The 26,049-nt window shown below is 68.4% G+C and carries 23 protein-coding genes; 19 read left to right on the top strand and 4 right to left on the bottom strand.

Translation table 11 applies throughout. The features are described 5' to 3' along the window. Position 1 precedes the first annotated feature (1 nt). Complete coding sequence (gene sucD / locus AWC24_RS04780) at positions 2 to 904, top strand: succinate--CoA ligase subunit alpha (protein ID WP_085082564.1); 903 nt, start codon at positions 2 to 4, stop codon at positions 902 to 904. Positions 905 to 995: 91 nt separating this feature from the next. After that, positions 996 to 2,528 (top strand): acetyl-CoA acetyltransferase, encoded by a 1,533-nt coding sequence (locus AWC24_RS04775; protein ID WP_085082562.1) that lies wholly within the window; start codon positions 996 to 998, stop codon positions 2,526 to 2,528. Positions 2,529 to 2,553: 25 nt separating this feature from the next. On the opposite strand, the gene AWC24_RS04770 is transcribed toward AWC24_RS04775, so the two are convergent. Continuing rightward, positions 2,554 to 3,402, bottom strand: a complete 849-nt coding sequence (locus AWC24_RS04770) for an LLM class F420-dependent oxidoreductase (RefSeq protein WP_085082560.1) — start codon at positions 3,400 to 3,402, stop codon at positions 2,554 to 2,556. 165 nt (positions 3,403 to 3,567) lie between these two features. Here AWC24_RS04770 and AWC24_RS04765 point away from each other — a divergent pair, with 165 nt between their 5' ends. The 7 genes from AWC24_RS04765 to AWC24_RS04735 all read left to right on the top strand — a co-directional run bounded on the left by AWC24_RS04765 (position 3,568) and on the right by AWC24_RS04735 (position 11,149). After that, positions 3,568 to 4,470: a DUF5336 domain-containing protein gene (locus AWC24_RS04765; protein WP_085082558.1), complete on the top strand. Its 903-nt coding sequence runs from the start codon at positions 3,568 to 3,570 to the stop codon at positions 4,468 to 4,470. Positions 4,471 to 4,515: 45 nt separating this feature from the next. Further along, on the top strand, positions 4,516 to 5,976 hold the full coding sequence (locus tag AWC24_RS04760) for a cell division protein PerM (RefSeq protein ID WP_085082600.1): 1,461 nt from the start codon (positions 4,516 to 4,518) through the stop codon (positions 5,974 to 5,976). Positions 5,977 to 6,036: 60 nt separating this feature from the next. Then, entirely contained in the window at positions 6,037 to 6,468 is a 432-nt protein-coding gene (locus AWC24_RS04755; RefSeq protein ID WP_234807252.1) for a hypothetical protein, read from the top strand. A 73-nt stretch (positions 6,469 to 6,541) separates the two neighbouring features. Next, positions 6,542 to 7,129, top strand: coding sequence for a phosphoribosylglycinamide formyltransferase (purN, locus tag AWC24_RS04750; protein WP_218032852.1), 588 nt, complete (start codon positions 6,542 to 6,544; stop codon positions 7,127 to 7,129). Continuing rightward, a complete protein-coding gene (gene purH / locus AWC24_RS04745) occupies positions 7,126 to 8,691 on the top strand; it encodes a bifunctional phosphoribosylaminoimidazolecarboxamide formyltransferase/IMP cyclohydrolase (RefSeq protein ID WP_085082554.1) in 1,566 nt (521 codons plus the stop codon). The genes purN and purH overlap by 4 nt, the downstream gene beginning before the upstream one ends. 91 nt (positions 8,692 to 8,782) lie before the next feature. Continuing rightward, positions 8,783 to 10,558 (top strand): N-acyl-D-amino-acid deacylase family protein, encoded by a 1,776-nt coding sequence (locus AWC24_RS04740; protein WP_085082552.1) that lies wholly within the window; start codon positions 8,783 to 8,785, stop codon positions 10,556 to 10,558. 3 nt (positions 10,559 to 10,561) lie between these two features. Then, the gene (locus AWC24_RS04735; RefSeq protein WP_085082550.1) at positions 10,562 to 11,149 is read left to right on the top strand and encodes a TetR/AcrR family transcriptional regulator; all 588 of its coding nucleotides are present in this window, start codon (positions 10,562 to 10,564) and stop codon (positions 11,147 to 11,149) included. Here the strand turns inward: AWC24_RS04735 and AWC24_RS04730 are convergent. Next, positions 11,146 to 12,207, bottom strand: a complete 1,062-nt coding sequence (locus AWC24_RS04730; protein ID WP_085082548.1) for an alpha/beta hydrolase — start codon at positions 12,205 to 12,207, stop codon at positions 11,146 to 11,148. The two genes, AWC24_RS04735 and AWC24_RS04730, sit on opposite strands and share 4 nt — an antisense overlap. A 91-nt stretch (positions 12,208 to 12,298) precedes the next feature. Here AWC24_RS04730 and AWC24_RS04725 point away from each other — a divergent pair, with 91 nt between their 5' ends. Next, entirely contained in the window at positions 12,299 to 13,687 is a 1,389-nt protein-coding gene (locus AWC24_RS04725) for a sigma 54-interacting transcriptional regulator (protein WP_085082598.1), read from the top strand. After that, positions 13,680 to 15,668, top strand: coding sequence for a vWA domain-containing protein (locus AWC24_RS04720; RefSeq protein ID WP_083038705.1), 1,989 nt, complete (start codon positions 13,680 to 13,682; stop codon positions 15,666 to 15,668). The genes AWC24_RS04725 and AWC24_RS04720 overlap by 8 nt, the downstream gene beginning before the upstream one ends. Here the strand turns inward: AWC24_RS04720 and AWC24_RS23280 are convergent, their stop codons facing one another. After that, positions 15,669 to 17,042, bottom strand: a complete 1,374-nt coding sequence (locus AWC24_RS23280; protein WP_083038707.1) for a PPE family protein, SVP subgroup — start codon at positions 17,040 to 17,042, stop codon at positions 15,669 to 15,671. A 343-nt stretch (positions 17,043 to 17,385) separates the two neighbouring features. Here AWC24_RS23280 and AWC24_RS04710 point away from each other — a divergent pair, with 343 nt between their 5' ends. The 8 genes from AWC24_RS04710 (at position 17,386) to mnhG (ending at position 25,416) form a co-directional block, all read left to right on the top strand. Further along, complete coding sequence (locus tag AWC24_RS04710) at positions 17,386 to 18,402, top strand: sensor histidine kinase (protein ID WP_085082546.1); 1,017 nt, start codon at positions 17,386 to 17,388, stop codon at positions 18,400 to 18,402. Further along, positions 18,402 to 19,058: a response regulator gene (locus AWC24_RS04705; RefSeq protein WP_083038711.1), complete on the top strand. Its 657-nt coding sequence runs from the start codon at positions 18,402 to 18,404 to the stop codon at positions 19,056 to 19,058. Before AWC24_RS04710 ends, AWC24_RS04705 begins: the two co-directional genes overlap by 1 nt. A gap of 252 nt (positions 19,059 to 19,310) precedes the next feature. Continuing rightward, complete coding sequence (locus AWC24_RS04700) at positions 19,311 to 22,208, top strand: Na+/H+ antiporter subunit A (protein ID WP_083038804.1); 2,898 nt, start codon at positions 19,311 to 19,313, stop codon at positions 22,206 to 22,208. Continuing rightward, positions 22,205 to 22,669, top strand: a complete 465-nt coding sequence (locus tag AWC24_RS04695) for a Na(+)/H(+) antiporter subunit C (RefSeq protein ID WP_083038713.1) — start codon at positions 22,205 to 22,207, stop codon at positions 22,667 to 22,669. The genes AWC24_RS04700 and AWC24_RS04695 overlap by 4 nt, the downstream gene beginning before the upstream one ends. Continuing rightward, on the top strand, positions 22,666 to 24,264 hold the full coding sequence (locus tag AWC24_RS04690) for a Na+/H+ antiporter subunit D (protein WP_085082544.1): 1,599 nt from the start codon (positions 22,666 to 22,668) through the stop codon (positions 24,262 to 24,264). The genes AWC24_RS04695 and AWC24_RS04690 overlap by 4 nt, the downstream gene beginning before the upstream one ends. Next, positions 24,261 to 24,788 (top strand): Na+/H+ antiporter subunit E, encoded by a 528-nt coding sequence (locus AWC24_RS04685; RefSeq protein WP_085082542.1) that lies wholly within the window; start codon positions 24,261 to 24,263, stop codon positions 24,786 to 24,788. Before AWC24_RS04690 ends, AWC24_RS04685 begins: the two co-directional genes overlap by 4 nt. Further along, positions 24,785 to 25,069: a monovalent cation/H+ antiporter complex subunit F gene (locus AWC24_RS04680; RefSeq protein WP_085082540.1), complete on the top strand. Its 285-nt coding sequence runs from the start codon at positions 24,785 to 24,787 to the stop codon at positions 25,067 to 25,069. The genes AWC24_RS04685 and AWC24_RS04680 overlap by 4 nt, the downstream gene beginning before the upstream one ends. Continuing rightward, complete coding sequence (mnhG, locus tag AWC24_RS04675; RefSeq protein WP_085082538.1) at positions 25,066 to 25,416, top strand: monovalent cation/H(+) antiporter subunit G; 351 nt, start codon at positions 25,066 to 25,068, stop codon at positions 25,414 to 25,416. Before AWC24_RS04680 ends, mnhG begins: the two co-directional genes overlap by 4 nt. Here the strand turns inward: mnhG and AWC24_RS04670 are convergent. Further along, on the bottom strand, positions 25,401 to 26,018 hold the full coding sequence (locus tag AWC24_RS04670) for a class I SAM-dependent methyltransferase (RefSeq protein ID WP_085082596.1): 618 nt from the start codon (positions 26,016 to 26,018) through the stop codon (positions 25,401 to 25,403). The two genes, mnhG and AWC24_RS04670, sit on opposite strands and share 16 nt — an antisense overlap. Positions 26,019 to 26,049 lie beyond the last annotated feature (31 nt).

Here is a 26,049-nt window from a genome sequence, read left to right as displayed (position 1 = left end):
CATGTCGATCTTCGTCAACAAGGACAGCAAGGTCATCGTCCAGGGCATCACCGGCAGTGAAGCCACCATCCACACCGCCCGGATGCTGCGGGCCGGCACCCAGATCGTCGGCGGCGTCAACGCCCGCAAGGCCGGCACCACGGTCACGCATGAGGACAAGGGCGGCCGGATGATCAAGCTGCCGGTGTTCGGCGGTGTGGCCGAGGCCATGGAGAAGACCGGCGCCGATGTGTCGATCGCGTTCGTGCCGCCGAAGTTCGCCAAGGACGCGATGATCGAGGCGATCGACGCCGAGATCCCGCTGCTGGTCGTCATCACCGAGGGCATCCCGGTGCAGGACAGCGCATATGCGTGGGCCTACAACGTGGATCACGGTCAGAAGACCCGCATCATCGGGCCGAACTGTCCGGGCATCATCACCCCCGGCGAGTGCCTGGTCGGGATCACCCCGGCCACCATCAGCGGCTCCGGGCCGATCGGCCTGGTGTCCAAGTCCGGCACGCTGACCTACCAGATGATGTACGAGCTGCGGGACTTCGGGTTCTCCAGCGCGATCGGCATCGGCGGGGACCCGGTGATCGGCACCACCCACATCGACGCGATCGAGGCGTTCGAGAAGGACCCCGCCACCAAGGTCATCGTGATGATCGGTGAGATCGGCGGCGACGCCGAGGAGCGGGCCGCCGACTACATCAAGGCCAATGTCACCAAGCCGGTGGTCGGCTATGTCGCCGGGTTCACCGCTCCGGAAGGCAAGACGATGGGGCACGCCGGCGCGATCGTGTCCGGCTCGTCGGGCACCGCGGCCGCCAAGCAGGAGGCCCTGGAAGCAGCCGGGGTGAAGGTGGGCAAGACCCCGTCGGCAACCGCGGCGCTGGCTCGGGAGATCCTGCAAAGCCTGTAGCGGTTTCTTTGGCGCGAGCAGACGTGAAAGCTCCCTATCGGAAGCGGTTTTGGGGGCTTTCGCGTCTGCTCGCCATAGACGAGGTGAGCACATGAGCATCGATCCGCGCACGCCCGTCGTCGTCGGCGTGGGGCAGTCCGCCGAACGCATCGAGGACACCGACTACCGCGCCATGTCGCCGGTGGAGTTGGCCGCTGCCGCCGCGCAGGCCGCACTGGCCGATTCGGGTGTCGAGCCCGCGCGCCTCGCGCAAGCCATCGACGCAGTGGTGGCTACCCGGCAGTTCGAGAATTCGATCCCCAAAGCCCCTGCACCACTAGGGAAGTCGAACAACTTCCCGCGCTCGGTGGCCCGTCTGATCGGGGCGGAACCGGCGCGGGCGGTGCTGGACAAGGTGGGTGGTCAGGGGCCGCAGAAGCTGCTCAGCGAGTTCGCCGCCGAGATCGCCGCGGGCACTGCCGACGTGGTGCTGCTGTGCGGATCCGACGCGACCTCGACGCTGCGTCACTTCGCCAAAGCCGAGGACAAACCGGATTTCGGCGAGACCGTCGAGGGTCAGCTCGAGGATCGCGGCTACGGGCTCGAGGAGTTCGTCGAGCACTACACCGTCATCCACGGGCTCACCGGCGCGCCGGTGCAGTACGGGCTGCTCGAGAACGCCCGGCGTGCCCGGCTGGGCATGAATACGGCCGACTACCTGCAGGCCATGGGCGAGCTGTTCGCCCCGATGTCCAAGATCGCCGCGAAGAACCCCTTCTCGGCCTCTCCGGTGGAACGCACCGTCGATGAGCTGACCACCATCAGCACCACCAACCGGATGATCTGTGACCCCTACCCGCGGCTGCTGGTGGCGCGAGACCAGGTCAACCAGGGCGCCGCGGCGCTGGTGATGTCGGTGGCGGCCGCTCGTCGGCTGGGTGTGTCCGAAGACCGCTGGGTGTATTTGCACGGCCATGCCGACACGCATTCGCAGCGCCTGCTGGAACGCACCGACCTGGGCGCCTATCCGGCCGCCGTGGCGGCCACCACCGAGGCTCTCGCGATGGCCGGGATCGGCTTCGACGACATCGCGGCGATGGATCTCTACAGCTGCTTTCCGGTTCCGGTGTTCAACATCTGCGACGCCTTCGGCCTGGCCGGCGACGACCCGCGCGGGTTGACCCTGACCGGCGGGCTGCCGTTCTTCGGTGGCGCCGGCAACAACTACTCGATGCACGCCATCGCCGAGGCGGTCGCCGTAGCCCGAAGCGCCGCAGGGCGATTCGCGTTCGTCGGCGCCAACGGCGGGATGATGAGCAAATATTCGGTCGGGGTGTACTCGGCTGCTCCGGCGCCGTGGACGCCGGATCGCAGCGCTCAACCGCAGGCCGTGCTCGACGCCGCGCCCAAGGTGGCGGTCACCGAGCGGGCCGAGGGCCCGGCGACGATCGAGACCTACAGCGTCCGCTACGACTGGGAGACCCGGACCGGGATCATCATCGGCCGGCTCGACGCCGACGGCAGCCGGTTCCTGGCGACCACCGAGGAGGACGATCTGGTGGCGCTGCTCTCCGACGGCGAGCCGCTGGGAACGCCGATCACGGTGCGCGCCCTGGACTACGGCAACCGTTGCAGTCTGCGCTGACCACGCACGCCCGCGCGGTGTGAGGTCAGGCGCTGATCCCGAGCTTGCCGGCTAGCCGTTCCACGTAGGCGGCCACTTCGGCTTCGGGCTTGTCCGGCAACCCGAACAGGGTTTCGGTCACGCCCAGCTCGGCCCAGTGCGCGAGCTTCTCGGGCACCGGCTTGAAATCCAGCGCGACGATCTGCGGGGCGCCCTCGCGACCGGCGCCCGCCCAGGTGTCCTGCAGCAGCTTCACCGGTTCGTCGATGTCGAAGTCACGCGGCGTGGTGATCCAGCCGTCGGCGCTGCGGGCGATCCACTTGAAGTTCTTCTCCGTGCCGGCCGCACCCACCAGCACCGGAATGTGCGCCTGCACCGGCTTGGGCCAGGCCCAGCTGGGGCCGAAGTTGACGAACTCCCCTTCGAAGGAGGCTTCTTCTTCGGTCCACAGCGCCCGCATCGCCTCCAGATACTCACGCAACATGGTGCGCCGGCGCCCCGGCGGCACCCCGTGGTCGGCCAGTTCGTCGGTGTTCCAGCCGAAACCGACCCCGAGGCTGACCCGCCCACCGGAGAGGTGATCGAGCGTGGCGATCGATTTCGCCAGCGTGATCGGATCATGCTCGACCGGCAGCGCCACCGCGGTGGACAACCGCACCCGCGAGGTCACCGCACAAGCGGTGCCCAGGCTCACCCACGGGTCCAGGGTGCGCATATAGCGGTCGTCGGGCAGCGACTCGTCGCCGGTGGTCGGGTGGGCGGCCTGGCGCTTGACCGGAATATGGGTGTGCTCGGGTACATAAAACGTGGTGAAGCCATGATCATCGGCGAGTTTGGCGGCCGCCGCCGGGGTGATTCCACGGTCACTGGTGAACAGCACAAGCCCGTAATCCATATCCGTGATTAGAACGTGTTCTTGTTCGGCGGGCAACCGGGGGTCCCCCAACCGCGCGGTTACCGCGCGGTGCTGACCCGCCGGGCACAGCCGCAAGTGCGCTAGCGTGGATGATCGAACCGCGCCGCCCCGCCACACCGGCGCCCCACAAGCACAGGAGAGGTCATGACCTACTCGCCCGGGAATCCCGGCTTCCAGCCTGCCCAGCCGCCAGGCTCCTACGGACAGTCGCCGCCGTCGTTCGCCAAGTCCGGCAGCGATGCCGAGAGCAAGTTTCCGCTGTACCTGCAGATCGCCGTGGTGGTGCTGGGTTTCGGTGTCTATCTGGGGAATTTCGGTCCGATCGTGACCGTCACCGACGGCGAATTCCCGTTGATTCTCGGCGACGCCGGTCATACGGTTCCGCTGGCCCTGCTCGCGGCGTTGTTGGCCGGGGCGAGCCTGCTGCCCAAGGCGAAGGTCTACACGGCCGTGGTCGCCGCGATCGCCACGCTGGCCGCGTTGCTGGCGATTTCGACCATCGCCGATGCGGGCGAGAACTACACGATCGGCTGGGGCCTGTGGCTGGTGCTGACCTTCAGCGTTCTGCAGGCCGTCGCCGCCGTCGGGGCGCTGTTGCTCGAGGCCGGCGTCGTCACCGCGCCGGCTCCGCGCCCCAAGTACGACCCCTACGCGCAGTACGGGCTGCCGCCGGGCGGCAACTACTACGGCCAACCGGGCCAACAGGGCTACGGACATCAAGGTCCGCAGCAGTCCGGCTACCCCTCGTACGGCAACTACCCCTCCGCGCCGTCCAGCGGAGGCTTCGGCGCCCAGTCGGCGCCATCGACCGGCGGATTCGGTTCCGGCGCACAGCAGCAGGCGCAGTCGGCACCGCAGGGCCCGCCCACACCGCCGACCGGATTTCCCAGCTTCAGCCCCCCGCCGACCGGTGGTTCGGGCAGTTCGTCGACGGGCGGCCAGGGCTCCTCGACCGGTGGCCAGGGCGGATCCGGGCAGGGGCAGAGCTCGACCGGCGGCCACCAGTCGCAGGGTGGCTCCGCTTCGTCGGGGCCGGCGCAGCCCTAACGCGCCCCGGCGCGCCGAGTCGATCGTGCTCGCAGCGTGACACCGGTGGCAGGCGGTAGACCAGCCTCGAACCCGACCCGCGACCTGGTGCGGGTCGCGTTCGGTCCCTCCGTCGTGGCGTTGACGGTCATCGCAGCGGTGACGCTGCTGCAGTTGCTGATCGCCAACAGCGACATGACCGGGGCATCGGGCGCCATAGCCAGCATTTGGCTGGGAGTGCATCAGGTGCCGATCTCGATCGACGGTCGGGAACTGGGCGTGTTGCCGCTGCTGCCGGTGCTACTGATGGTGGCCGGAACCGCACGGACCACCGCGCAGGCCACCTCCGAGCGCGCCTCCTGGTTCGTGGTCCGCTGGATCGTGGCATCGGCATTGGGTGGCCCGCTGTTGATCGCGGCGATTTCGTTGGCGGTCATCCACGACGCCGCGTCGGTCATCACCGAACTGCAGACCCCGCAGGCCCTGAACGCCTTCACCCACGTGTTGGTGGTCCATGCGATCGGCGCCGCGATCGGAGTGGGATCGCGGATGGGCCGGCGGGTGCTGACCGAGACGCCGCTGCCGAGTTGGCTGGCCGATTCACTGCGGGCCGCCGCCGCCGGCATGCTGGCGCTGTTCGGGCTGGCCGGCGCCGCGACGGTCATCTCGCTGGTCGTGCACTGGGGGACCATGCACGAGCTCTACGCGATCACCGATTCGTTGTTCGGGCAACTCAGCCTCACCCTGCTGGCGTTGCTGTACGTGCCCAATGTGTTGGTCGGCGCCGCAGCGATGGCGGTCGGGTCGAGTGCGCACATCGGTCCGGCATTGTTCAGTGCGTTCACCGTCCTCGGCGGCGACATCCCGGCGGTGCCGATCCTGGCCGCGGCGCCCTCCCCGCCGCTGGGCCCGGTCTGGGTGGCGCTGCTGATCATCGGCGCCGCCTCGGGTGTGGCCGTCGGCCAGCAGTGTGCGCGCCGGGCGCTGCCGCTGCTTCCCGCGTTGGCCAAGGTGCTGACCGCCGCGGTCATCGCCGCGGTGGCGATGGCGCTGCTCGGCTTCGCCGGTGGGGGCCGGCTGGGCAACTTCGGCGACGTCGGGGTGGACCAGGCCACCTTCGGGCCGGCGGTGTTCTGCTGGTTCGCCGCGATCGGTGCGCTGACGGTCGTGATGATCGGCGGGGTGACGCGAGGCACGGCCGGGCCGCGGCCGATGACGCCGGCGGCGTCCGCTCGCGCTGCGGAGCCCGACAGCGTCGCCGAGACCGAGTCGGCCCCCGAGCCGGCGCCCGAGCCGGCCCCGGCACAGGTCGAGGTCGTCGATCCCGAAGAACCCGAGCGGCTGTTCGAGCCCGACGAGTTGTTCGAGCCCGACGAGGTGGCCGACGGCGGTGAACTGAGCTGGACGCCCGACCCCGAGCCGCCGCGACAGTTCGACTCGCCTGCACCGACCGAGCCGCCCGGACCGCTGGAAGATCCCGAAGACCTGATGTTCACCGACGACGACGGGTTCAACAACACAAATTGAGGACTTCGGTCCCTTATATCCGGACCGGCGGCCTGGTCGCATAGAGACATGACCCCTGTCATGAGCACAGCGGACGTCGATGTCCGGAATCTGCGCCGCCTGGCACGCACCCGCGCCGAGCTGCTCACGCGGCTGGTGCTGCCGCCCGGACACGACCCGATCCTCGACATCATGGCGACGATCTGGCTGGACGGGCTCACGGCCGGCTTCCAGATGGTCGAGCACCCGACACCGGTGGGGGTGAGCAGCCGGTTGGCCGACGCGCTGTACGAAACGTTGGCGGGCGCCGAGCTGTGTAGTGAATACGAGGAATTCCCGGAGCTGGACGACGCGGACTTCCAGGACCTCGCGTGCGGACGGGTCGACAAGATAACCCACGGCATCCACCCGGCCGGGCACCCCGACGTGATCTGGGACAAAGTGGAAATCTGGACCGACGGGGTGGCCGCCGCGCTCCGGATCGCCCGGGACGAAGGCCGGCAACAGGCCTGATCGTCCGGCCGGTCTGCACGCTAGGCTCCTTCACGTGCAACCGATCCACGTGGCCCCGAACGTTCCGGCCCGGATGGTGGTGTTGGCGTCGGGGACCGGATCGTTGCTCGAGTCGCTGCTGGCCGCGGCGGTGGGTGACTACCCCGCGCGGGTGGTGGCCGTCGGGACCGATCGGGACTGCCGCGCCGTGGAAGTCGCCCGCTCGGCGGGGCTGCCGGTGTTCACCGTGCGGATGGCCGACCATCCCGACCGGGCGGCATGGGATCTGGCACTGGCGGAGGCCACCGAGGCGCACGCCCCCGATCTGGTGGTCTCGGCCGGTTTCATGAAAATCCTGGGGTCACACTTCCTCACCCGGTTTCTGGGACGCACCGTCAACACGCACCCGGCGCTGCTGCCCGCGTTCCCCGGTGCGCACGCCGTGCCCGATGCGCTGGCCTACGGGGTGAAGGTCACCGGTTGCACCGTGCATCTGGTGGACGCCGGCACCGACACCGGTCCGGTGCTCGCCCAGGAACCGGTCGCCGTGCTCGACGGCGACGACGAAGACACCCTGCACGAACGCATCAAGACAGTGGAACGCAAGCTTCTGGTGGACGTGCTGGCCGCGCTGGCGACCGGCGGCGTGACCTGGACCGGACGAAAGGCAACCATAGGATGACCGACGGCAAGCGACCGATTCGGCGGGCGCTGATCAGCGTTTACGACAAGACCGGCCTGGTCGACCTGGCCACCGGACTGCATGCCGCCGGGGTGGACATCGTCTCCACCGGGTCCACCGCGAAGACGATCGCGGCCAAGGGTATTCCGGTCACGCCGGTGGAACAGCTCACGGGTTTCCCCGAGGTGCTCGACGGTCGGGTCAAGACGTTGCACCCGCGGGTGCACGCCGGGCTGCTGGCCGACCTGCGCAAGCCCGAGCATGCCGCGGCGCTGGGGGAACTCGACATCGCTCCCTTCGAACTGGTGGTGGTCAACCTCTACCCGTTCAGCGAGACCGTGGATTCGGGTGCCGGAAGGGACGAGTGCGTCGAGCAGATCGACATCGGCGGGCCCTCGATGATCAGGGCGGCAGCCAAGAATCACCCCAGCGTGGCGGTGGTGGTCGACCCGCTCGGGTACGACGGTGTGCTGGCCGCGGTCAATGCCGGCGGATTCACCCTCGCCGAGCGGAAACGCTTGGCGTCGCTGGCATTTCGCCATACCGCCGAGTACGACGTGGCGGTGGCCGGTTGGATGTCGTCGACGCTCGCGCCTGAGGAGCCGCGTCAGCCGATGCCGGAGTGGTTCGGCCGCAGCTACCGTCGGGCGGCGCAGCTGCGCTACGGCGAGAACCCGCACCAGCAAGCCGCTCTCTTCTGTGACGGCAGCGCCTGGCCGGGCTTGGCCCAGGCCGACCAGCTGCACGGAAAAGAGATGTCCTACAACAACTTCACCGACGCCGACGCTGCCTGGCGCGCTGCATTCGACCACGAAGAGACCTGCGTGGCGATCATCAAGCACGCCAACCCGTGCGGGATCGCGATCTCGTCGGTCTCGGTGGCCGACGCCCATCGCAAGGCGCACGAGTGCGATCCGTTGAGCGCGTTCGGCGGAGTGATCGCGGCGAACACCGAGGTCAGCGTGGAGATGGCGGAGTACGTCAGCACCATCTTCACCGAGGTCATCGTCGCGCCGGCCTATGAGTCAGGCGCCGTCGAGATCCTGGCGCGCAAGAAGAACATCCGGGTGCTGCTGGCCTCCGAACCGCTGCGCGGCGGTGTCGAGTGGCGCCAGATCAGCGGCGGACTGTTGATGCAGAGCCGTGACGGCCTCGACGCGGCGGGGGACAACCCGGTGAACTGGACCCTGGCCACCGGGTCGCCGGCCGATCCGGCGACCATGGCCGATCTGGTCTTCGCCTGGCGCTCGTGTCGCTCGGTCAAATCCAACGCCATCGTGGTCGCCGCGAACGGCGCCACCGTCGGCGTCGGGATGGGCCAGGTCAACCGGGTGGATGCGGCCCGGTTGGCCGTGGAGCGCGGCGGTGGCCGGGTGGCCGGGGCGGTGGCCGCCTCCGATGCGTTCTTCCCGTTCCCCGACGGGCTGCAGACGCTGACCGGGGCCGGCGTGAAGGCGATCGTGCACCCGGGCGGCTCCGTTCGTGACGACGAGGTGACCGCGGCGGCCGCCGAGGCCGGAATCACGCTGTATCTGACCGGGGCGCGGCACTTCGCGCACTAGCCGAATGGCCTGGGGCCCGGCCCTCGACAAACTCTTGACAAAAAGATTGTAGGCGCTCACTATCTAACTCAACCCCGAGTTAGGAGACGTCGTGGCCTACGACCTGATCATCCGCAACGGCCTGTGGTTCGACGGCCTGGGCAACGTCCCGCAGGTCCGCACGCTGGGAATCCGCGACGGCGTCGTCGCCGACGTCGTGGCCGGCGACCTGGATGATGCGGGCTGCCCAGAGGTGATCGACGCGGCCGGCAAGTGGGTGGTCCCCGGGTTCATCGACGTGCACACCCATTACGACGCCGAGGTCCTGCTGGACCCGGGACTGCGCGAATCCGTGCGCCACGGCGTCACCACGGTGCTGCTGGGCAACTGTTCGCTGTCGACGGTGTACGCCGACGCCGAGGACGCCGCCGACCTGTTCAGTCGGGTGGAGGCGGTGCCGCGCAAGTTCGTGCTGGATGCACTGCGGTCCCGCAAGACCTGGTCGACGCCGGCCGAGTACGTGCAAGCCCTCGACGAGTTGCCGCTCGGGCCCAATATCGGCTCCATGCTCGGCCATTCGGACCTGCGGACCGCGGTGCTCGGCTTGGACCGCGCCACCACCGACGGTGTCGTACCGACCGATGCCGAACTGGAGAAGATGGCCGCGCTGCTCGACGAGGGGCTCGACGCCGGGCTGCTGGGTATGTCCGGGATGGACGCGGCGATTGACAAGCTCGACGGCGATCGGTTCCGGTCCCGGGCGCTCCCGTCGACGTTCGCCACCTGGCGGGAGCGTCGACGGCTGATCAAGGTGCTGCGCAAGCGCGGCCGCATGCTGCAGAGCGCCCCGAACGTCAAGAAGCCGCTGACGGCGCTGAACTTCTTCTTGACCAGCAGCGGGATGTTCGGCCGTCGGCGCGGGGTGCGGATGAGTCTGCTGGTCTCCGCCGACGCCAAGTCATCGCCCGGCGCGGTGCGGGTCATGGGTCCGGGCACCCGGCTGCTCAACGCCGTGCTCGGCGCTAACGTGCGCTTCCAGCATCTTCCGGTGCCGTTCGAATTGTATTCCGACGGAATCGATCTTCCGGTCTTCGAGGAGTTCGGCGCCGGCACCGCCGCGCTGCACTTGCGAGACCAGTTGGAGCGCAACGCGTTGCTGGCCGACACCGAGTACCGTCGCCGCTTCCGCAAATCCTTCGACCGCAAGAAACTGGGCCCGTCGTTGTGGCACCGCGACTTCCACGACGCGACGATCGTCGAATGCCCGGATGCGAGCCTGATCGGCAAGAGCTTCGGCCAGATCGCCGACGAACGAAAGCTGCACCCGCTCGATGCGTTCCTCGACGTCCTGGTGGAAAACGGTGAGCGCAACGTGCGCTGGACCACCATCGTGGCCAACCACCGCCCCAAGTACCTCGACATGCTGGCAGGAGAACCGGCCATCCACATGGGGTTCTCCGACGCCGGTGCGCACCTGCGCAACATGGCCTTCTACAACTTCTCGCTGCGACTGCTCAAGCGAGTCCGCGAGGCGCAGGCGGCCGGCCGGCCGTTTTTGAGCACCGAGCGCGCGGTGTACCGGCTGACCGCCGAGGTCGCCGACTGGTTCGGATTCGATGCCGGCACGCTGCGCCGCGGTGACCGCGCGGACTTCGTGGTGATCGACCCGGCCGGCCTGGACGACTCCGTGGACGGCTACCACGAGGAACAGGTGCCGTTCTACGGCGGCCTTTCCCGGATGGTCAACCGCAACGACGGTGCCGTGGTGGCGACCGGGGTGGGCGGCACCGTGGTGTTCCGCAACGGCCAGTTCTGCGACGGCTACGGCACGACGGCGAAGTCCGGCCGCTTCCTGCGTGCCGGATCCCGTGCGCTGCAACCGGTCTAAGCCATGGCTCGCACCCAGCGGGAACGCCGCGAGGCCACCGTCGCGGGATTGCTCGACGCCAGCATCGCCACCATCGCCGAGGTCGGCTACGCGCGGGCGTCGGCCAAGGTGATCGCCGCGCGCGCCGGGGTCTCCGACGGGGCGTTGTTCCGTCATTTCGGCACCATGGGCGACTTCATGGCCGCCACCGCGCAGGAGGTGCTGCGCCGTCAGCTGGAGCAGTTCGACAAGCAGGTCGCCGAGATCCCCGCCGAGGTGCCGGTGCTGGAGGCGGTGTTGACGGTGCTGCGCGACCTGACCGCCAACTCCACCAATTCGGTGGTCTACGAGCTGCTGATCGCCGCGCGCACCGACGAGAAGCTACGAGCCACTCTGCAGGATGTGCTCGCCGAATACAGTGCCAAGATCGGCGAAGCCGCCCGGGTGCTGCCGGGCGCCGATGCGTTTCCGCCCGAACTCTTTCCGAACCTGGTGGCGCTGTTGACCAACACCTTCGACGGTGCGGCAATCGTGCGGGCCGTGCTGCCGCAGCCCGAGATCGAGGCGAACCGGATTCCGCTGCTGCTGATGCTGCTGGAGGGCCGGCTCTAAGCGCCCGCTGCCGGGTGGTGTCCCGCCATCTCGCCGTCGGTGTGCGCCGCATCGACAGCCGGCGGGGCGGTGGCCATCGCGTGGTCGACGAAGTCGGCGATCTCAGCGACCGCGCGGCGCGCGTCGGGATTGACGTCGAAGCTGAGCTGGAACATGTGCAATGCGCGGTCCCAGATCTGTACCCAGTTCGGCACCCCCGCGGCGGTGAGCTTGTCGGCCAGCACGAAGGTGTCGTTGCGCAGCATCTCGTTGTTGCCGACTTGCAGCAGAAACGGACCCAGGCCGCGTAGCTCGGCTTCCGGGGGCATCACCGGCAATTCGCGGGTGCCGTTGACGGTGGCGAACACCCGATAGATGAACATGAACGCCATGAACGGGAAGAACGGATCGCGGTGGATACCCGCGGCCTGCCGTTTGATCTCCATGTCCGACGATGTCAGCGCCGACATCAACACCTGACCGGCCGGTGCCGGCAGCCCGGCGTCGCGCGCCGCGAGCGCAGTGTTGACCGCCATCAGTCCGCCGGCCGAATCTCCGGCCAGCACAATGCGATCCGCAGTGAACCCGGCATCCAGCACATGCCGGTAGGCGCACAGACCGTCGGCGATGGCCTCGTCGATGCCGGCCAGTGGCGCCAAGCGGTAACCGACGTTGAAAACCTTGGCGCCGGTCGCCTCCGACAGCTTGCTGGCGAACCGGCGGTGCGAATTGAGGCCCAGCGTCACCAGCGCTGAACCGTGGAAGTAGACGATCACCCGGTTCGAGTCGCCGGCGCCGGGCGCAACCACCCACTCCGCCGGACAGTCGGTCAGACGCTCTCGCGTCACCTCGGTGCCCGGCAGCGCCCGGATATAGCGCATCGGTTGGTCGATGAGGTCCAGGCGCGCCCGTTGCAGTCCGGCGGGCCAGATCCGATTGACGATCATGCCGACGACCGTCAGCACCGCGATCGAGGTGCGCAGGAAGATCGCGGCGCCCACAGCCAGCAGGCGGGCCTGCCAGGATGCCGGACCGAAGTAGGTCTGAGCCGGTCGATCCCGCCATTCCAGTGAGTTCACGGTACCCAGGGTATCGGGTATTTGGCGACGCGATGAAGTGGGACGCCGTGACGGACTACCGCGCCCGCCGTAGCGTGGAGTCGTGACCGCGCTGAATGCCCCGCACGATCTGCCCACCACGCTCGGCGAATTGCGTGCCGCCGGCCACCGCGAAAGGGGGGTCAAGCAGGAGATCGCCGAGAACCTGCTGGCCCGCCTCGCCGACGGTGACGATGCCGCGACCGTCTGGCCGGGCATCTTCGGCTTCGAGGACACCGTGCTGCCGCAACTGGAGCGGGCGCTGATCGCCGGCCACGACATCGTGCTGCTCGGTGAACGCGGCCAGGGCAAGACCCGGCTGCTGCGGGCGCTGACCGGCTTGCTCGACGAATGGACGCCGGTGATCGCGGGCGCCGAACTCGGTGAGCACCCGTACTCGCCGATCACCCCCGAGTCGATCCGCCGAGCCGCCGAGCTCGGCGACGCCCTGCCGGTGGCCTGGCGGCACCGCAGCGAGCGCTACACCGAGAAGCTGGCCACCCCGGACACCAGCGTGGCCGACCTGGTCGGCGACATCGACCCCATCAAGGTCGCGGAGGGGCGCAGCCTGGGTGATCCCGAGACGATCGCCTACGGGCTGATCCCCCGCGCGCACCGCGGCGTCGTCGCCGTCAACGAACTGCCCGACCTCGCCGAGCGGATCCAGGTGGCGATGCTCAACGTGATGGAGGAACGCGACATCCAGGTGCGCGGCTATACCCTGCGGTTGCCGCTGGACGTGCTGGTGGTGGCCAGCGCCAACCCGGAGGACTACACCAACCGGGGTCGCATCATCACCCCGCTCAAGGACCGCTTCGGCGCCGAGATCCGCACCCACTACCCCCTGGAACTCGACGCGGAGGTCGGGGTGATCGCCCAGGAGGCCCACTTGAGTGCGCAGGTGCCCGACTACCTGCTGGCGGTGCTGGCCCGGTTCGCCCGCTACCTGCGCGAGTCCCGCTCGGTGGATCAGCGGTCGGGGGTCTCGGCGCGGTTCGCGATCGCGGCGGCCGAGACCGTGGCCGCCTCGGCCCGACACCGAGGTGCGGTGCTGGGTGAGACCGATCCGGTGGCCCGGGTGGTCGATCTGGGCACCATCGTCGACGTGCTGCGCGGCAAGCTGGAATTCGAATCCGGTGAAGAGGGCCGCGAGCAGGCGGTGCTGGAACACCTGTTGCGCCGGGCCACCGCCGACACCGCGTCGCGTGCACTGGGCGGCATCGACGTCGGGCCGTTGGTGGCTGCGGTCGAGGACGCTGCGGTGACGACGGGGGAGCGGGTCTCGGCCAAGGCGGTGCTCGCGGCGCTACCGGATCTGCCGGTGATCGAGGCCATCGCGCAGCGGCTGGGTGCGGAGTCCGACGGCGAACGTGCCGCGGCGCTCGAATTGGCCTTGGAGGCGCTGTATCTGGCCAAGCGCATCGACAAGACCTCCGATGAGGGCGAAACCGTCTATGGCTAAAGGCCACTCCTCCCGAGCGTCGCGGTATTCGGCCTACACCGGTGGGCCGGATCCGTTGGCGCCGCCGGTCGACCTGGCTGAGGCGCTGGAGGAGATCGGCCGCGACGTGATGGAGGGCACGTCGCCACGGCGAGCTCTGCAGGAGCTGCTGCGGCGGGGCACCGAAACGATGACCGGTGCCGACCGGCTGGCCGCCGAGGCGCAGCGGCGCCGCCGGGAACTGTTGCGGCGCAACAATCTCGACGGAACCCTGGCCGACATCAAGAAGCTGCTCGACGAGGCGGTGCTGGCCGAACGCAAAGAGCTGGCCCGCGCACTCGATGACGACGCCCGGTTCGCCGAGATGCAGATCGAGGCGTTGTCGCCGTCACCGGCCAAGGCGGTGCAGGAGCTGTCCGACTACAACTGGCGCAGCAGCGAGGCCCGGGAGTCCTACGAGAAGATCCGGGATCTGCTCGGTCGCGAGATGCTCGACCAACGTTTCGCCGGCATGAAGCAGGCCCTGGAGGGCGCCACCGACGAAGACCGGCAACGGGTCACCGACATGCTCGACGACCTCAACGACCTGCTCGACAAGCACGCCCGCGGCGAGGACACCGCCCAGGACTTCCAGCAGTTCATGGAGAAGCACGGTGAGTTCTTCGGCGAGAACCCACAAAACGTCGAGGAGTTGCTCGACTCGCTGGCCCAGCGGGCCGCCGCCGCGCAGCGCTTTCGCAACAGCTTGAGCGCCGAGCAGCGCGCCGAACTGGATTCGTTGGCGGAGCAGGCATTCGGCTCGCCGGCGTTGCAGCAGGCACTGGGCCGCCTGGATTCCCACCTACAGGCGGCCCGGCCGGGCGAGGACTGGACCGGCTCGTCGGAGTTCTCCGGCAACGACCCGCTCGGGATGGGGGAGGGCGCCCAGGCGTTGAGCGACATCGCCGAACTCGAGCAGTTGGCCGAGCAACTGTCGCAGGCCTATCCGGGCGCGAGCATGGACGACGTCGACCTCGAGGCGCTGGCCCGCCAGCTCGGCGACCGGGCCGCTGTCGATGCGCGGACGCTGGCCGAGCTGGAACGCGCACTGCTCAACCAGGGGTTCCTGGATCGCAGTTCCGACGGGCAGTGGCGGCTGTCGCCCAAGGCGATGCGTCGGCTCGGCGAAACGGCGCTGCGCGATGTGGCGCGCCAACTCTCGGGGCGTCGCGGCGAACGCGACCATCGCCGGGCCGGGGCGGCCGGTGAGCTGACCGGGGCGACGAGGCCCTGGCAGTTCGGTGACACCGAGCCCTGGAACGTCACCCGCACCCTGACCAACGCGGTGCTGCGCGGAGTCGCCGAACCCGGCGGGCCCGCCGCCACCGGTCGGCTGTCGATCAGCGTCGACGACGTCGAGGTGTCCGAGACCGAGACGCGCACCCAGTCGGCCGTCGCGCTGCTGGTGGACACCTCGTTCTCGATGGTGATGGACAACCGCTGGCTGCCGATGAAGCGCACCGCGCTGGCGCTGCACCATCTGGTGAGCACCCGGTTTCGTTCGGATGCGTTGCAGATCATCGCATTCGGGCGCTACGCGCGGACCGTGACCGCCGCCGAGCTGACCGGCCTGGAGGGCGTCTACGAGCAGGGCACCAACCTGCATCATGCGCTGGCGCTGGCCGGCCGGCACCTGCGTCGGCACCCCAACGCCCAGCCGGTGGTGCTGGTGGTCACCGACGGGGAGCCGACCGCGCACCTGGAGGATTACCGCGGCGACGGTGCCTCGGTGTTCTTTGACTACCCGCCGCACCCGCGGACCATCGCCCACACCGTCAAGGGCTTCGACGACGTCGCCCGGCTCGGTGCCCAGGTGACGATCTTCCGGCTCGGCGACGACCCCGGTCTGGCCCGGTTCATCGACCAGGTGGCGCGACGGGTTCAGGGCCGGGTCGTGGTGCCCGAACTCGACGGGCTGGGCGCGGCGGTGGTGGGCGACTACCTACGGTCACGTCGCCGCTGATCATCCCCGGGACAGCAGTCGCCGCTTCTGTTCGGCGAACTCCGCCTCGGTGAGATATCCGGCGTCGTGCAGTTCGCCGAGCTCGCGGATCCCGGCTGCCAGTTCGACGACCGAGCTCGCCGGTGAATGCGCGGCGGGCGTCGCTGCGCCGGCGCCCGACTCCGCTGCCGCCGGATCCGCCGACGCTGCCGGTGCCGCCTTGCCGGCTTCCGGTGCCTTGGTCTGCTGGCCGCGGTTCTGGTTGACGGCGCCGGCCAACGCGCTGCCCCCCATACCGGCCAGCGCCATCTGACCGAAAGCCGTCCCCAATCCGGCCGGCGTTGGTGACGCGGCAGCGCTGAGCGGTGTCGAGAAGCTGGCATGACGGATCTCCGGGGCCAACTCCGCCCAGCTGATCGGCACCGAGAGCGCTCCGAGTGGGAATCCCTCGGCCAACGCAGCCACCACCGAGGCGTGGGGCACCCGAAGGTTATCGGTGCCGGGCAGCTCCGCGAAACCGCCGATCTGGCCCAGCGCCTCCAAGATGCTTCGCTGGCCGCCGCGGAGGATGTCCTGGGTGTCGAAGATCTCGCGAGAGTCCAACTCCGCGAAGTACATCGCGGCGCCCGCCAGCCAGACACCGAGGATCGACAGCGGCAGGGCGATACCGACAGCGGTCTCGTCGGCGATGATGCCCAGCCAGTCGAAGGGCCCCGTCGGCACGTCGGCCTGCGCCAGCATGGCCGGAAACTGCGAACCGGCATCGGATGAGCCCGGCAGCGCCGAGGCCAGCTTTGACGGCAGCGTCTGGGCCGTGTTGGCGGCCGAGTTGAGTCCGGCGGCCTCCGAGCCGTTGAGCGGCCCGGCCGGGTTGGCGGTGTGCGGCGGCGGCTGGAACGGCTCCATCTCGGTGGCGGTCGCCGACAGCGACGCATAGCTGTACATGGCGCTGGCGTCCTGGGCCCACATCGCGGCGTATTCGGCTTCGTTGGCGGCGATGGCCGCCGCGTTCTGGCCCAATATGTTGGTGGCCAGCAGCGTCATCAACGCAGCGCGGTTGGCCGCGATCGCCGGAGGCGGCACCACCGTGGCGAAGGTGGCCTCGTAGGCGGCAACGGCGGCCTTGGCCTGCATGCCGGTCTTCTCGGCCTGGACCGAGGTCATGTTCAACCACGACACGAACGGGGTGATCGAGGCCGCCATGGCTACGGCCGAGGGCCCCAGCCAGGGCCCGCTCGTCAGTTCGGTGACCACTGACTCGTAGGCGGTGGCTGCCAGATGGAGCTCAGTGGCCAGCCCGTCCCAGGCCGTGGCAGCACTCAGCATCGACCCCGGGCCCGCGCCCGCATACATCAGACCGGAGTTGACCTCCGGTGGTAACGCCGCGAAATCCATTTCTCAGCCCCGGGCAGGACGCGGCGTCCGGACCACGTTGTGGCCGGTGGCCGGTGGGTGCGAACCGGTAATGCGATTCATCGCCGTTGCATCCCTCCGGTTTCTGGGTCAGCTGTGTTGATGTGGGTTACTCTACGGTCTGATCCCCTCGATCTAACCCGCCCAGCGCTGACCGGTGCGCTCGACACTCCGGGGTTCCTACGCGCCGTCAATTGTCGCGCAGCCTGGGCGTAATTTCATTCTCCGAGCCGGAACCGGTCAGTCGCCATGGTGTTTGACACCCATTCGGTGTGCGCGGTAACCCGTATGGACAACCGGGTGCTGCGGAGACGATGGTGGTGGCATGCACCGGTGGAAAGCGGTCGTCGACAGGTTTCGACGGCGAGCGCACCCCCCTGCGCGTGGGCTGTTTCGCCGGGTCGTGCTGATCAACGGTCTGGTCTTCACCCTGGGCACACTGGTGCTTGCCATGTCCCCGGCGAGAGTGTCGACGCGCATCCAGCTGGCCGAGATCCCGGTTCTTGTCGTCGGGCTGGCCATCGTGGTGGGCGCCAACGCACTGCTGTTGCGATCGAGCCTTGCCCCCCTGGATCGGCTCGCCGCGTCAATGCGGCGGGTCGATCCGCCCAATCCCAGTGACCGCGTCCACGACCCGGGCGCCGGCGACCTGCACCACCTCATCGAATCCTTCAACGCCATGCTGGACCGGCTGGAAACGGAGCGGGCCTCGTCGAACGCGTCGGTGCTGACCGTGCAGGAGAACGAGCGGCAGCGGATCGCCCGGGAGTTGCACGATCAGATCGGCCAAACTCTTACCGTCGCCCTGCTCACGCTCAAGCGGGCGGTGGACGCCGCGCCCGCGGAGATCCGCGGGGATCTCGGCGACGCCCAGGAAATAGTGCGTGCCAGCCTCGACGAGGTGCGCGGCATCGCCCGCCGGCTGCGCCCGGATGCGCTGGAGGATCTCGGGCTGCGCAGTGCACTGCAAGCGTTGTGCAACCAATTCACCCAGGCGACCGGCATCGACGTCGTCAAGCAGATCACCTCGCACGCCGATCAGGTGAGCCCCGACGTCAGCTTGGTCTGCTACCGCATCGCCCAGGAGGGCCTGACCAATATCGCCCGCCATTCCGGAGCGCAGAAGGCATGGCTGGATCTGCACATCGATGCCGCATCACGGCTCACGCTGCGGATCGCCGACAACGGCAAGGGCGGGGTGAGCGCTGAAGGAGCGGGGATCACCGGAATGCGGGAACGCGCCCTGCTGGTGCAGGCCACCCTGACGATCAGCTCCCCGAGCAACGAGGGAACCGAAGTCCGGCTGACGGTGCCGGTCCGACTGAGCACGGGAGGTAGGTGATGGCGCTAAAGCCGGCCCGCATCATGCTCGCCGACGACCACGCCCTGGTGCGCAGCGGGCTGCGGATGATCCTGGATGCCGAGCCGGACCTATCCGTGGTGGCCGAAGCGGCCGACGGGTCCGAGGCGCTGACGGCTCTGCAGAACACCCCGGTCGATCTGGCGATCCTTGATATCGCGATGCCGCGGATGACCGGGCTGCAGGCGGCGCGCGAGATCAACCGCAGTCATCCCCATGTCCGGGTGCTGATGCTGTCGATGCACGACAACGAGCAGTATTTCTTCGAAGCCCTCAAGGCGGGCGCATCGGGCTACGTGCTCAAGTCCGTCGCCGACCGGGACCTGCTCGAGGCCTGCCGGGCGACGATGCGCGGCGAACCGTTTCTGTACGCCGGGGCGGTGACCGCGCTGATCCGCGACTATCTGCACCGGACACGCCAGGGCGCTGATTTGCCGGACAACATCCTCACGCCGCGCGAGGAGGAGGTGCTGAAGCTGATCGCCGAAGGTTTTTCGGCGCGCGAGATCGCGAAAACACTCGGTATCAGTGCCAAGACGGTCGACCGGCATCGGACGAATACCCTGCAGAAGCTCGGCTTGCGCGACCGCTTGGCGCTCACCCGTTATGCCATCCGAGCTGGCCTGATCGAGGCCTAGCGAAACGCCGCAGGGGAGGCTGCGTGGGGGTCCGCCCCCCCGTTGAATGGGGGTTGCATTCCATGGCGCTCGACTGTTTTGCCGCAGAAACTGGATTCAGCCGGGGCGGGCGATTCGGGTACGTTTGAAGCCGGACTCGACGTGCCTGTCGTTGCCGCGGCCGCCAGCGGTGCCGTCCGGCGCCGCTCATGTGTCCGACGTTCGTACTAGAACTGATTCCGTTGCCGGGATCAATTTGTCCCGTGGAGCGTGATGCTAGCGATACTGCTTGCCCATACTGTCGGCACGGCTTTGGCTCCGCTGATGGTGCGCAGATGGGGACGGGCGGCGTTCTATCCGCTGGGAGCGATCCCGCTGGTATCGCTGGTGTGGGTGGTGGCGAACTGGCCCACCGGCCCGGCCGACGATCGACGAACGACGGTGTCCTGGGTGCCCGGGCTGTCGATGGACATCGACCTGCGCTTCGACTCGCTGGCCGCGATCATGAGCGTGCTGGCACTGGGGATCGGCGCCCTGGTGCTGTTCTACTGCGCCGAGTACTTCCGCCCCGTCAGCCCCCACTGTGACCTCGATCCGCGGCTGCCCGGGTTCGCCGCGAAGATGGTCGGATTCGCCGGTTCCATGTTCGGGTTGATGGTCGCCGACAACATGCTGGTGCTGTACGTGTTCTGGGAAATGACCACGGTGTTGTCGTTCCTGCTGATCGGTCACTACGCCGAACGTGCCATCAACCGCCGCGCTGCCATCCAGGCGTTGGTGGTGACCACCGCCGGCGGCCTGGCGATGCTGGTCGGCCTGATCATGCTGGGTGAGACGGCGGGGACTTACCTGCTGTCGGAGCTGGTGGCGAGTCCGCCGTCCGGCACAGTGGTCACGGTCGGCGTGCTGTTGGTCCTGGTCGGGGCGCTCAGCAAGTCGGCGATCATCCCGTTGCATTTCTGGCTGCCGGGCGCGATGGCGGCGCCGACGCCGGTCAGCGCCTACCTGCACGCCGCGGCGATGGTCAAGGCCGGGATCTATCTGGTGGCGCGGCTGACCCCGGCGTTCGCCGACTCACCGGGATGGCGGCCGACGGTGCTGGTGCTGGGCCTGGCCACCGCCCTGCTCGCCGGCTGGCGCGCGGTCCGCGAATACGACTTGAAGCTGCTGCTGGCCTACAGCACCGTCAGCCAGTTGGGTCTGATGATCACACTGGTCGGCGCCGGTGGCGGCGACCTGATGTTGGCCGGTCTGACCGCCATGTGTGCCCACGCGGCGGCCAAGGCGACGCTGTTCATGGTGGTGGGGATCATCGACCATGCCACCGGCACCCGCGACCTGCGGGAGCTGGCCGGCCTGGGTCGCCGCGCTCCGGGACTGTTCGTGATTGCCGCCGCCGCGGCCGCCAGCATGGCCGGGGTGCCGCCGTTCGTGGGTTTCATCGCCAAGGAGACGATTTTCGGGACCGAGGCCGGAGCCCCGTCGTTGGGCTCTTCCAGCCCGTATGTATTGGGTGCCGCGGTGGTTGCCTCGGTATTCACCGTGATCTACAGTGCGCGGTTCGTCTGGGGCGGCTTCGCCGGCAAAGGCCTGCCCGAGCCCAGCACGCATGTCGCCGAACTGCACCGACCGACTGCGGCGTTCTTGGCGGCCCCCGCGGTGTTGGCCGCCGCCAGCCTGGGCCTCGGGTTGTGGTCGATCGGGCTGGACACGGTGTTGCACGGCTACGCCGACACGATGCCCGACGGCTCCGGCTACCACCTTGCGTTGTGGCACGGCGCGGGGCTACCGGTACTGCTCTCGGCGATGGTGCTGCTGGTGGGCTTCAGTGTGTTCGCCGCGCGCGGCCCGCTGGGCCTGAGCCGGTTGCGCCGACTTCCGCTGGGCAAGGCCGACGAAATGTACGACGATTTCATCCGGTTGCTCGATGTGGCTGCGGTCCGGGTGACCGCGATCACCCAGCGTGGCTCGCTGCCGTTCAACCAAGCGGTGATATTCGTGACGCTGGTGGTGCTGCCGCTGGCCGCGCTGATGCTGGGTGCGCGTGACCGGGTCGACCTGCAGCTGTGGGACACCCCGTTGCAGCTCACCGTGGCGGTGCTGGTGGTCGCCGGCGGGATCGGTGCGACCGTGGCTCGCAACCGGCTGTCTGCGGTGCTGATGGTCGGGGTGACCGGGTACGGCTGCGCCGTGGCGTTCGCTTTTCACGGTGCCCCCGACCTGGCCTTGACCCAGTTGCTCGTCGAGACCGTGACCGTGGTGATCTTCGTGCTGGTGCTGCGGACGCTGCCGGCGGAGACCGCGCGTCCCACGATGGAGACGAACCGGCTGTCGCGGGCGGTGTTGTCCATCATGGTCGGCGCCAGCGTCGCTGTGCTGGGGGCCTTCGCGATGGCGGCCCGCACCAGCGATGGCGTCGCCGATCTGTTGCCCTCCGCGGCCTATCTGCGCGGCTACGGCGCCAACGCCGTCAACGTGATCCTGGTCGACATCCGGGCCTGGGACACCCTCGGAGAGATCTCGGTGTTGCTGGTGGCGGCCACCGGAGTGGCCTCGATGGTGTTCCGAACTCGCCGATTCGGGCGGGCCCCTCGGACCGCCGATCCCGATGCGCATCGGATGGATCCCCGGGTCGCCACGCCGTACAGCCCCGCGATCGGGTCCACCACCTGGCTGCGCGGCAGCGCCTACCACGATCCCGATCAGCGGTCGCTGGTGTTGGAGGTCGCGAGCCGGATGATCTTCCCGCTGATCATGGTCGTCTCGGTCTATTTCCTGTTCGCCGGGCACAACAATCCGGGCGGCGGTTTCGCCGGCGGATTGGCTGCCGGACTGGCGCTGGCGCTGCGCTATCTGGCGGGCGGGCGATACGAGCTCGGCGAGACACTGCCGCTGGACTCCGGCAAAATCCTGGGCGTGGGCCTGAGCATGGTGGCCGCCACGGCGCTGGCGTCGCTGTTCCTCGGTGCACCGGTGCTGTCGTCGGCGGCGCTGTCGTTCAGCCTGCCGATAGTGGGCCAGGTCAAGCTGGTGACTTCGTTGTTCTTCGATGTGGGGGTGTATCTGGTCGTGGTCGGCATGGTGCTCGACGTCCTGCGCAGCCTCGGTGCCCGACTCGACCAGGTGGCCGAGCAGCGACCTGCGCAACGCCCGGTGGTGAGGACACCATGACCGCACATCTGGTTCCCTTGTTGATGGCCGCCGGACTCACGTCCTGCGGGGTGTACATGCTGCTGGAGCGCAACCTCACCCGATCGTTGCTGGGCCTGATGATGATCGGCAATGCCATCAACCTGCTGATCATCGATGTTTCCGGACCGGGCGGCAGCCCGCCGATCTACCACAGCACCGAGGGCATGGAAAACGACGCCGACCCGCTGGCCCAGGCCATGGTGCTGACCGCCATCGTCATCACCATGGGCATCGCCGCATTCGTGCTGGCCCTGACCTACCGCTCCTACCACCTGACCACCGACGACGACATCGGTGACGACGAGGAGGCGATCCGGCTGTCCCAGCTCTCCGACGAGGAGATCATCGCCGCCGAGGCCGACCACAGTGAGCCGGTGGCGCCCGGTGAATTGGACGCCGTCGTGGAAAGCACTGTCGCGGAAAGCGGGGTGTCGCGGTGAGTATCGCTGCTGCCCTGATCCCGCTTCCGGTACTACTGCCCACGCTGGGCGCTGCACTGACCCTGATCGTCGGCCGGCGTCCCAAGCTGCAGCAGCCGATCACCATCGGTACGTTGGCCGCGGATGTCGCGGTCACCGCCGCACTGCTGTTCCTGTCCGACCGAGAGGGCACCCTGGCGTTGCACGTCGGCGGCTGGGGCCCGACCGAGGGCGGGCGCGGGCCGCTCGGCATCACCCTGGTGGTCGACCGGCTGTCGGCACTGATGCTGATCGTGTCGGCGGTTGTGCTGCTGGCGGTGATCGTCTACGCCATCGGACAGGGGGTCCGCGACGGTGACGACCGGCAACCGGTGTCGATCTTCCTGCCCACATATTTGACGCTGTCGGCCGGTGTCTCCCTGGCGTTCCTGGCCGGTGACCTGTTCAACCTCTTCGTCGGGTTCGAGATGCTGTTGGCTGCCAGCTTCGTGTTGCTGACCATCGGTGCGAGCGCAGAACGGATCCGGGCCGGTATCGGCTACGTGATGGTGTCCATGACGTCGTCGTTGATCTTCCTGCTCGGCATCGCGCTGGTCTACGCCTCGACCGGCACGCTGAACCTGGCTGAGTTGGCCGTTCGCACCACCGGCATGCCAGACGGCACCCGCAGCGCGGTGTTCGCGGTGTTCCTGGTGGGGTTTGGCATCAAAGCCGCGGTCTTCCCGCTGTCGGCCTGGTTGCCCGATTCCTATCCCACCGCGCCCGCCCCGATCACCGCCGTGTTCGCCGGCATCCTGACCAAAGTCGGTGTCTACGCGATCATCCGCGCCCATTCGCTGCTGTTCCCCGACGCCGGGCTGGACTCGGTGCTGCTGGTCGGGGCGTTGCTCACCATGCTGGCCGGTATCTTCGGCGCCATCGCGCAAAGCGACATCAAACGGGTGCTGTCCTTCACGCTGGTCAGCCACATCGGTTTCATGGTGTTCGGGGTGGCGTTGTCGAGCGAATTGGGCATGTCCGGCGCCATCTTCTACGTGATGCACCACATTATCGTGATGACCACATTGTTCCTGGCGGCCGGATTGATCGAACGCCAGGGCGGCGCATCGTCGCTGAAACGGCTCGGCGGCCTGGTAGCAAATCCGTTGCTGGCGTTCATGTTCTTGGCCCCGGCGTTCAATCTCGGTGGTATCCCGCCGTTCTCGGGCTTCATCGGCAAGACGGCGGTGTTGCAGGCCGGGGTCCGCGACGGGTCGGTGCTGGCCTGGATCCTGGTGGGCGGCGCGGTGGTGACCAGTCTGCTGACCCTGTTCGTGCTGGCGCGGGTGTGGACCCGGACGTTCTGGCGGTTGCGCAGCGACGCCCCCGAGGGAGAGCTGGTGCGCGCCGCGCCGCCGGTGCTGCTCGACGACATCGGCGAGGTCGCCTTCGACGATCGCGCCGATGTGGGCCGGATGCCCATCGGGATGGTGGTGCCGACGGTCGCGTTGATCGTGCTGGGGCTGGCGTTCACCGTCATGGCCGGCCCGATCTTCGGCTACGCCGAACGCGCCGCAGCCGAGGTGCTCGACCGCGGCGAATACATCTCGGCCGTGTTGGCAGGAGGTGTGCCGTGAGGCCGATCGCGCTGAGGATCGCTGCGCTGTGCGGCCTGTCCGTCATCTGGACGTTGCTGTGGGGCCGCTTCACGATCCCCAACCTCGTCGTCGGGCTGGCGGTCGCCATGATCATCATGGTGCTGCTGCCCCTGCCGCCGGTACCGGTGCAGGGCAAGGTGCATCCGTGGTCGGCACTCAAGCTGCTGGGCCTGTTCGGGTGGTACCTGCTGGCGTCCAGTGCCCAGTTGATGTGGCTGGCGATCAGGCCCGGGCCACCGCCGCAGACCGGGGTGCTGCGGGTGCCGCTGACCATCAAATCCGATCTGGTGCTGGTGTTGGCGGCCGGCATCACCACGCTGATTCCCGGATCGATGGTGCTCGAGATCGACCAGGTTCGTCGCATCCTGTACTGCCACGTGATCGATGTTGGAAACGCTCGTTCAGTCGAGCGGTTCTACCACCAGGCTGCGCAGGTGGAGCGGCTGTTGATTGATGCCTTCGAGCGCGACGAGGACTGGCTGGCGGCGGGAGCAGGCGCATGACAGTGATCTGGGGCACCGCGGGCGTTCTGCTGGGATTCGCCGCGGTCATCACCATGTATCGGCTACTGGCCGGGCCCAGCACGCTGGACCGACTGGTGGCCTTGGACACGTTGGCCGCGATGACCATGTGCGGCATCGGCATTTGGGCGGCGGTCAGCCGGGACACCACCGTGACCTACAGCCTGGCGGCGCTGGCTCTGGTCGGCTTCATCGGATCGGTCAGTGTGGCCCGCTTCCGGGTGCCGGACACACCGGTGGACGCGGGGAGGAAGCAGCCATGATCGTGTTCGATGTGTTCGCCAGTGTGCTCGGTCTCGCCGGGGCGGTGTTGGCGCTGACGGCGGCGATCGGGGTGGTGCGCTTCCCGGACACCTTGGCCCGGATGCACTCGGCCACCAAACCGCAGGTGCTGGGACTGATACTGGTGCTGGTAGCCGCGCTGATCCGGCTACGCGGCAGCCACGACGCCGGGATGGTGACCGTGAGCATCATCTTCACCTTGATCACCGCGCCGGTTGTCGCCCATCGGGTGGGCCGCCTGGCCTACCAGGAGCAGGACATGACCGAGGTGCTGAGCATCGACCAGTTGGTCGAGCTCACCGAGGAGGAGGATCAGGCCTCGCGCTGACCCGGGCGCAGCACGGCCACCAGAAAGTCGGAATCGCCGGTGAAGGGCCGCAGATCCCAGGTGCCCAGCAGCAGGTCGACGGCGAATCCCGCGGTCGCCGCATCGTCGAGGAATTGGTCGAAGTCATAGTCGCGGTCAGCGCCGAAACCGATCACGGTCCGCCCGTCGTCGGCGCAGTGGTTGCGCAGCCGGCGCAGTATCTCGACGCGGGTGCTCGGGGCCACGAACGTCATGACGTTGCCGGCCGACACGATCACGTCGAACGGTTCGGCGATGCCGCGGGAGGGCAGGTCCAGTTCGGCCAGGTCGCCGACGAGGTAGCGCGGCCCGGGATGGTCCTGTCCGGCCGCCTCGATGAGCTCGGGGTCGACGTCGACACCGACCACGTCATGGCCTGCCGTAGCCAGCAGGCCGGCCACCCGGCCCGGCCCGCAGCCGGCATCAAGGATGCGGGCGCCGCGTGCTGCCATCGCATCGACGAAGCGGGCTTCGCCGGCCAGATCGTCACCGGCGCGGGCCATTTGGCGGAAGCGTTCGATATACCACTGTGAATGCCCGGGATCGGCGGCGACCTTTTGCATCCAGAGGCTCTGCTCGACCATGAGCCCATTCTGGCAGGGCAGGGTCACGGGG

It is taken from the genome of Mycolicibacter senuensis (genome assembly GCF_002101885.1).
GTDB classification, from domain to species: Bacteria; Actinomycetota; Actinomycetes; order Mycobacteriales; family Mycobacteriaceae; genus Mycobacterium; species Mycobacterium senuense.
Note: the sequence above shows the minus strand (reverse complement) of the source record. Positions and strands in the feature narration are given on the sequence as shown.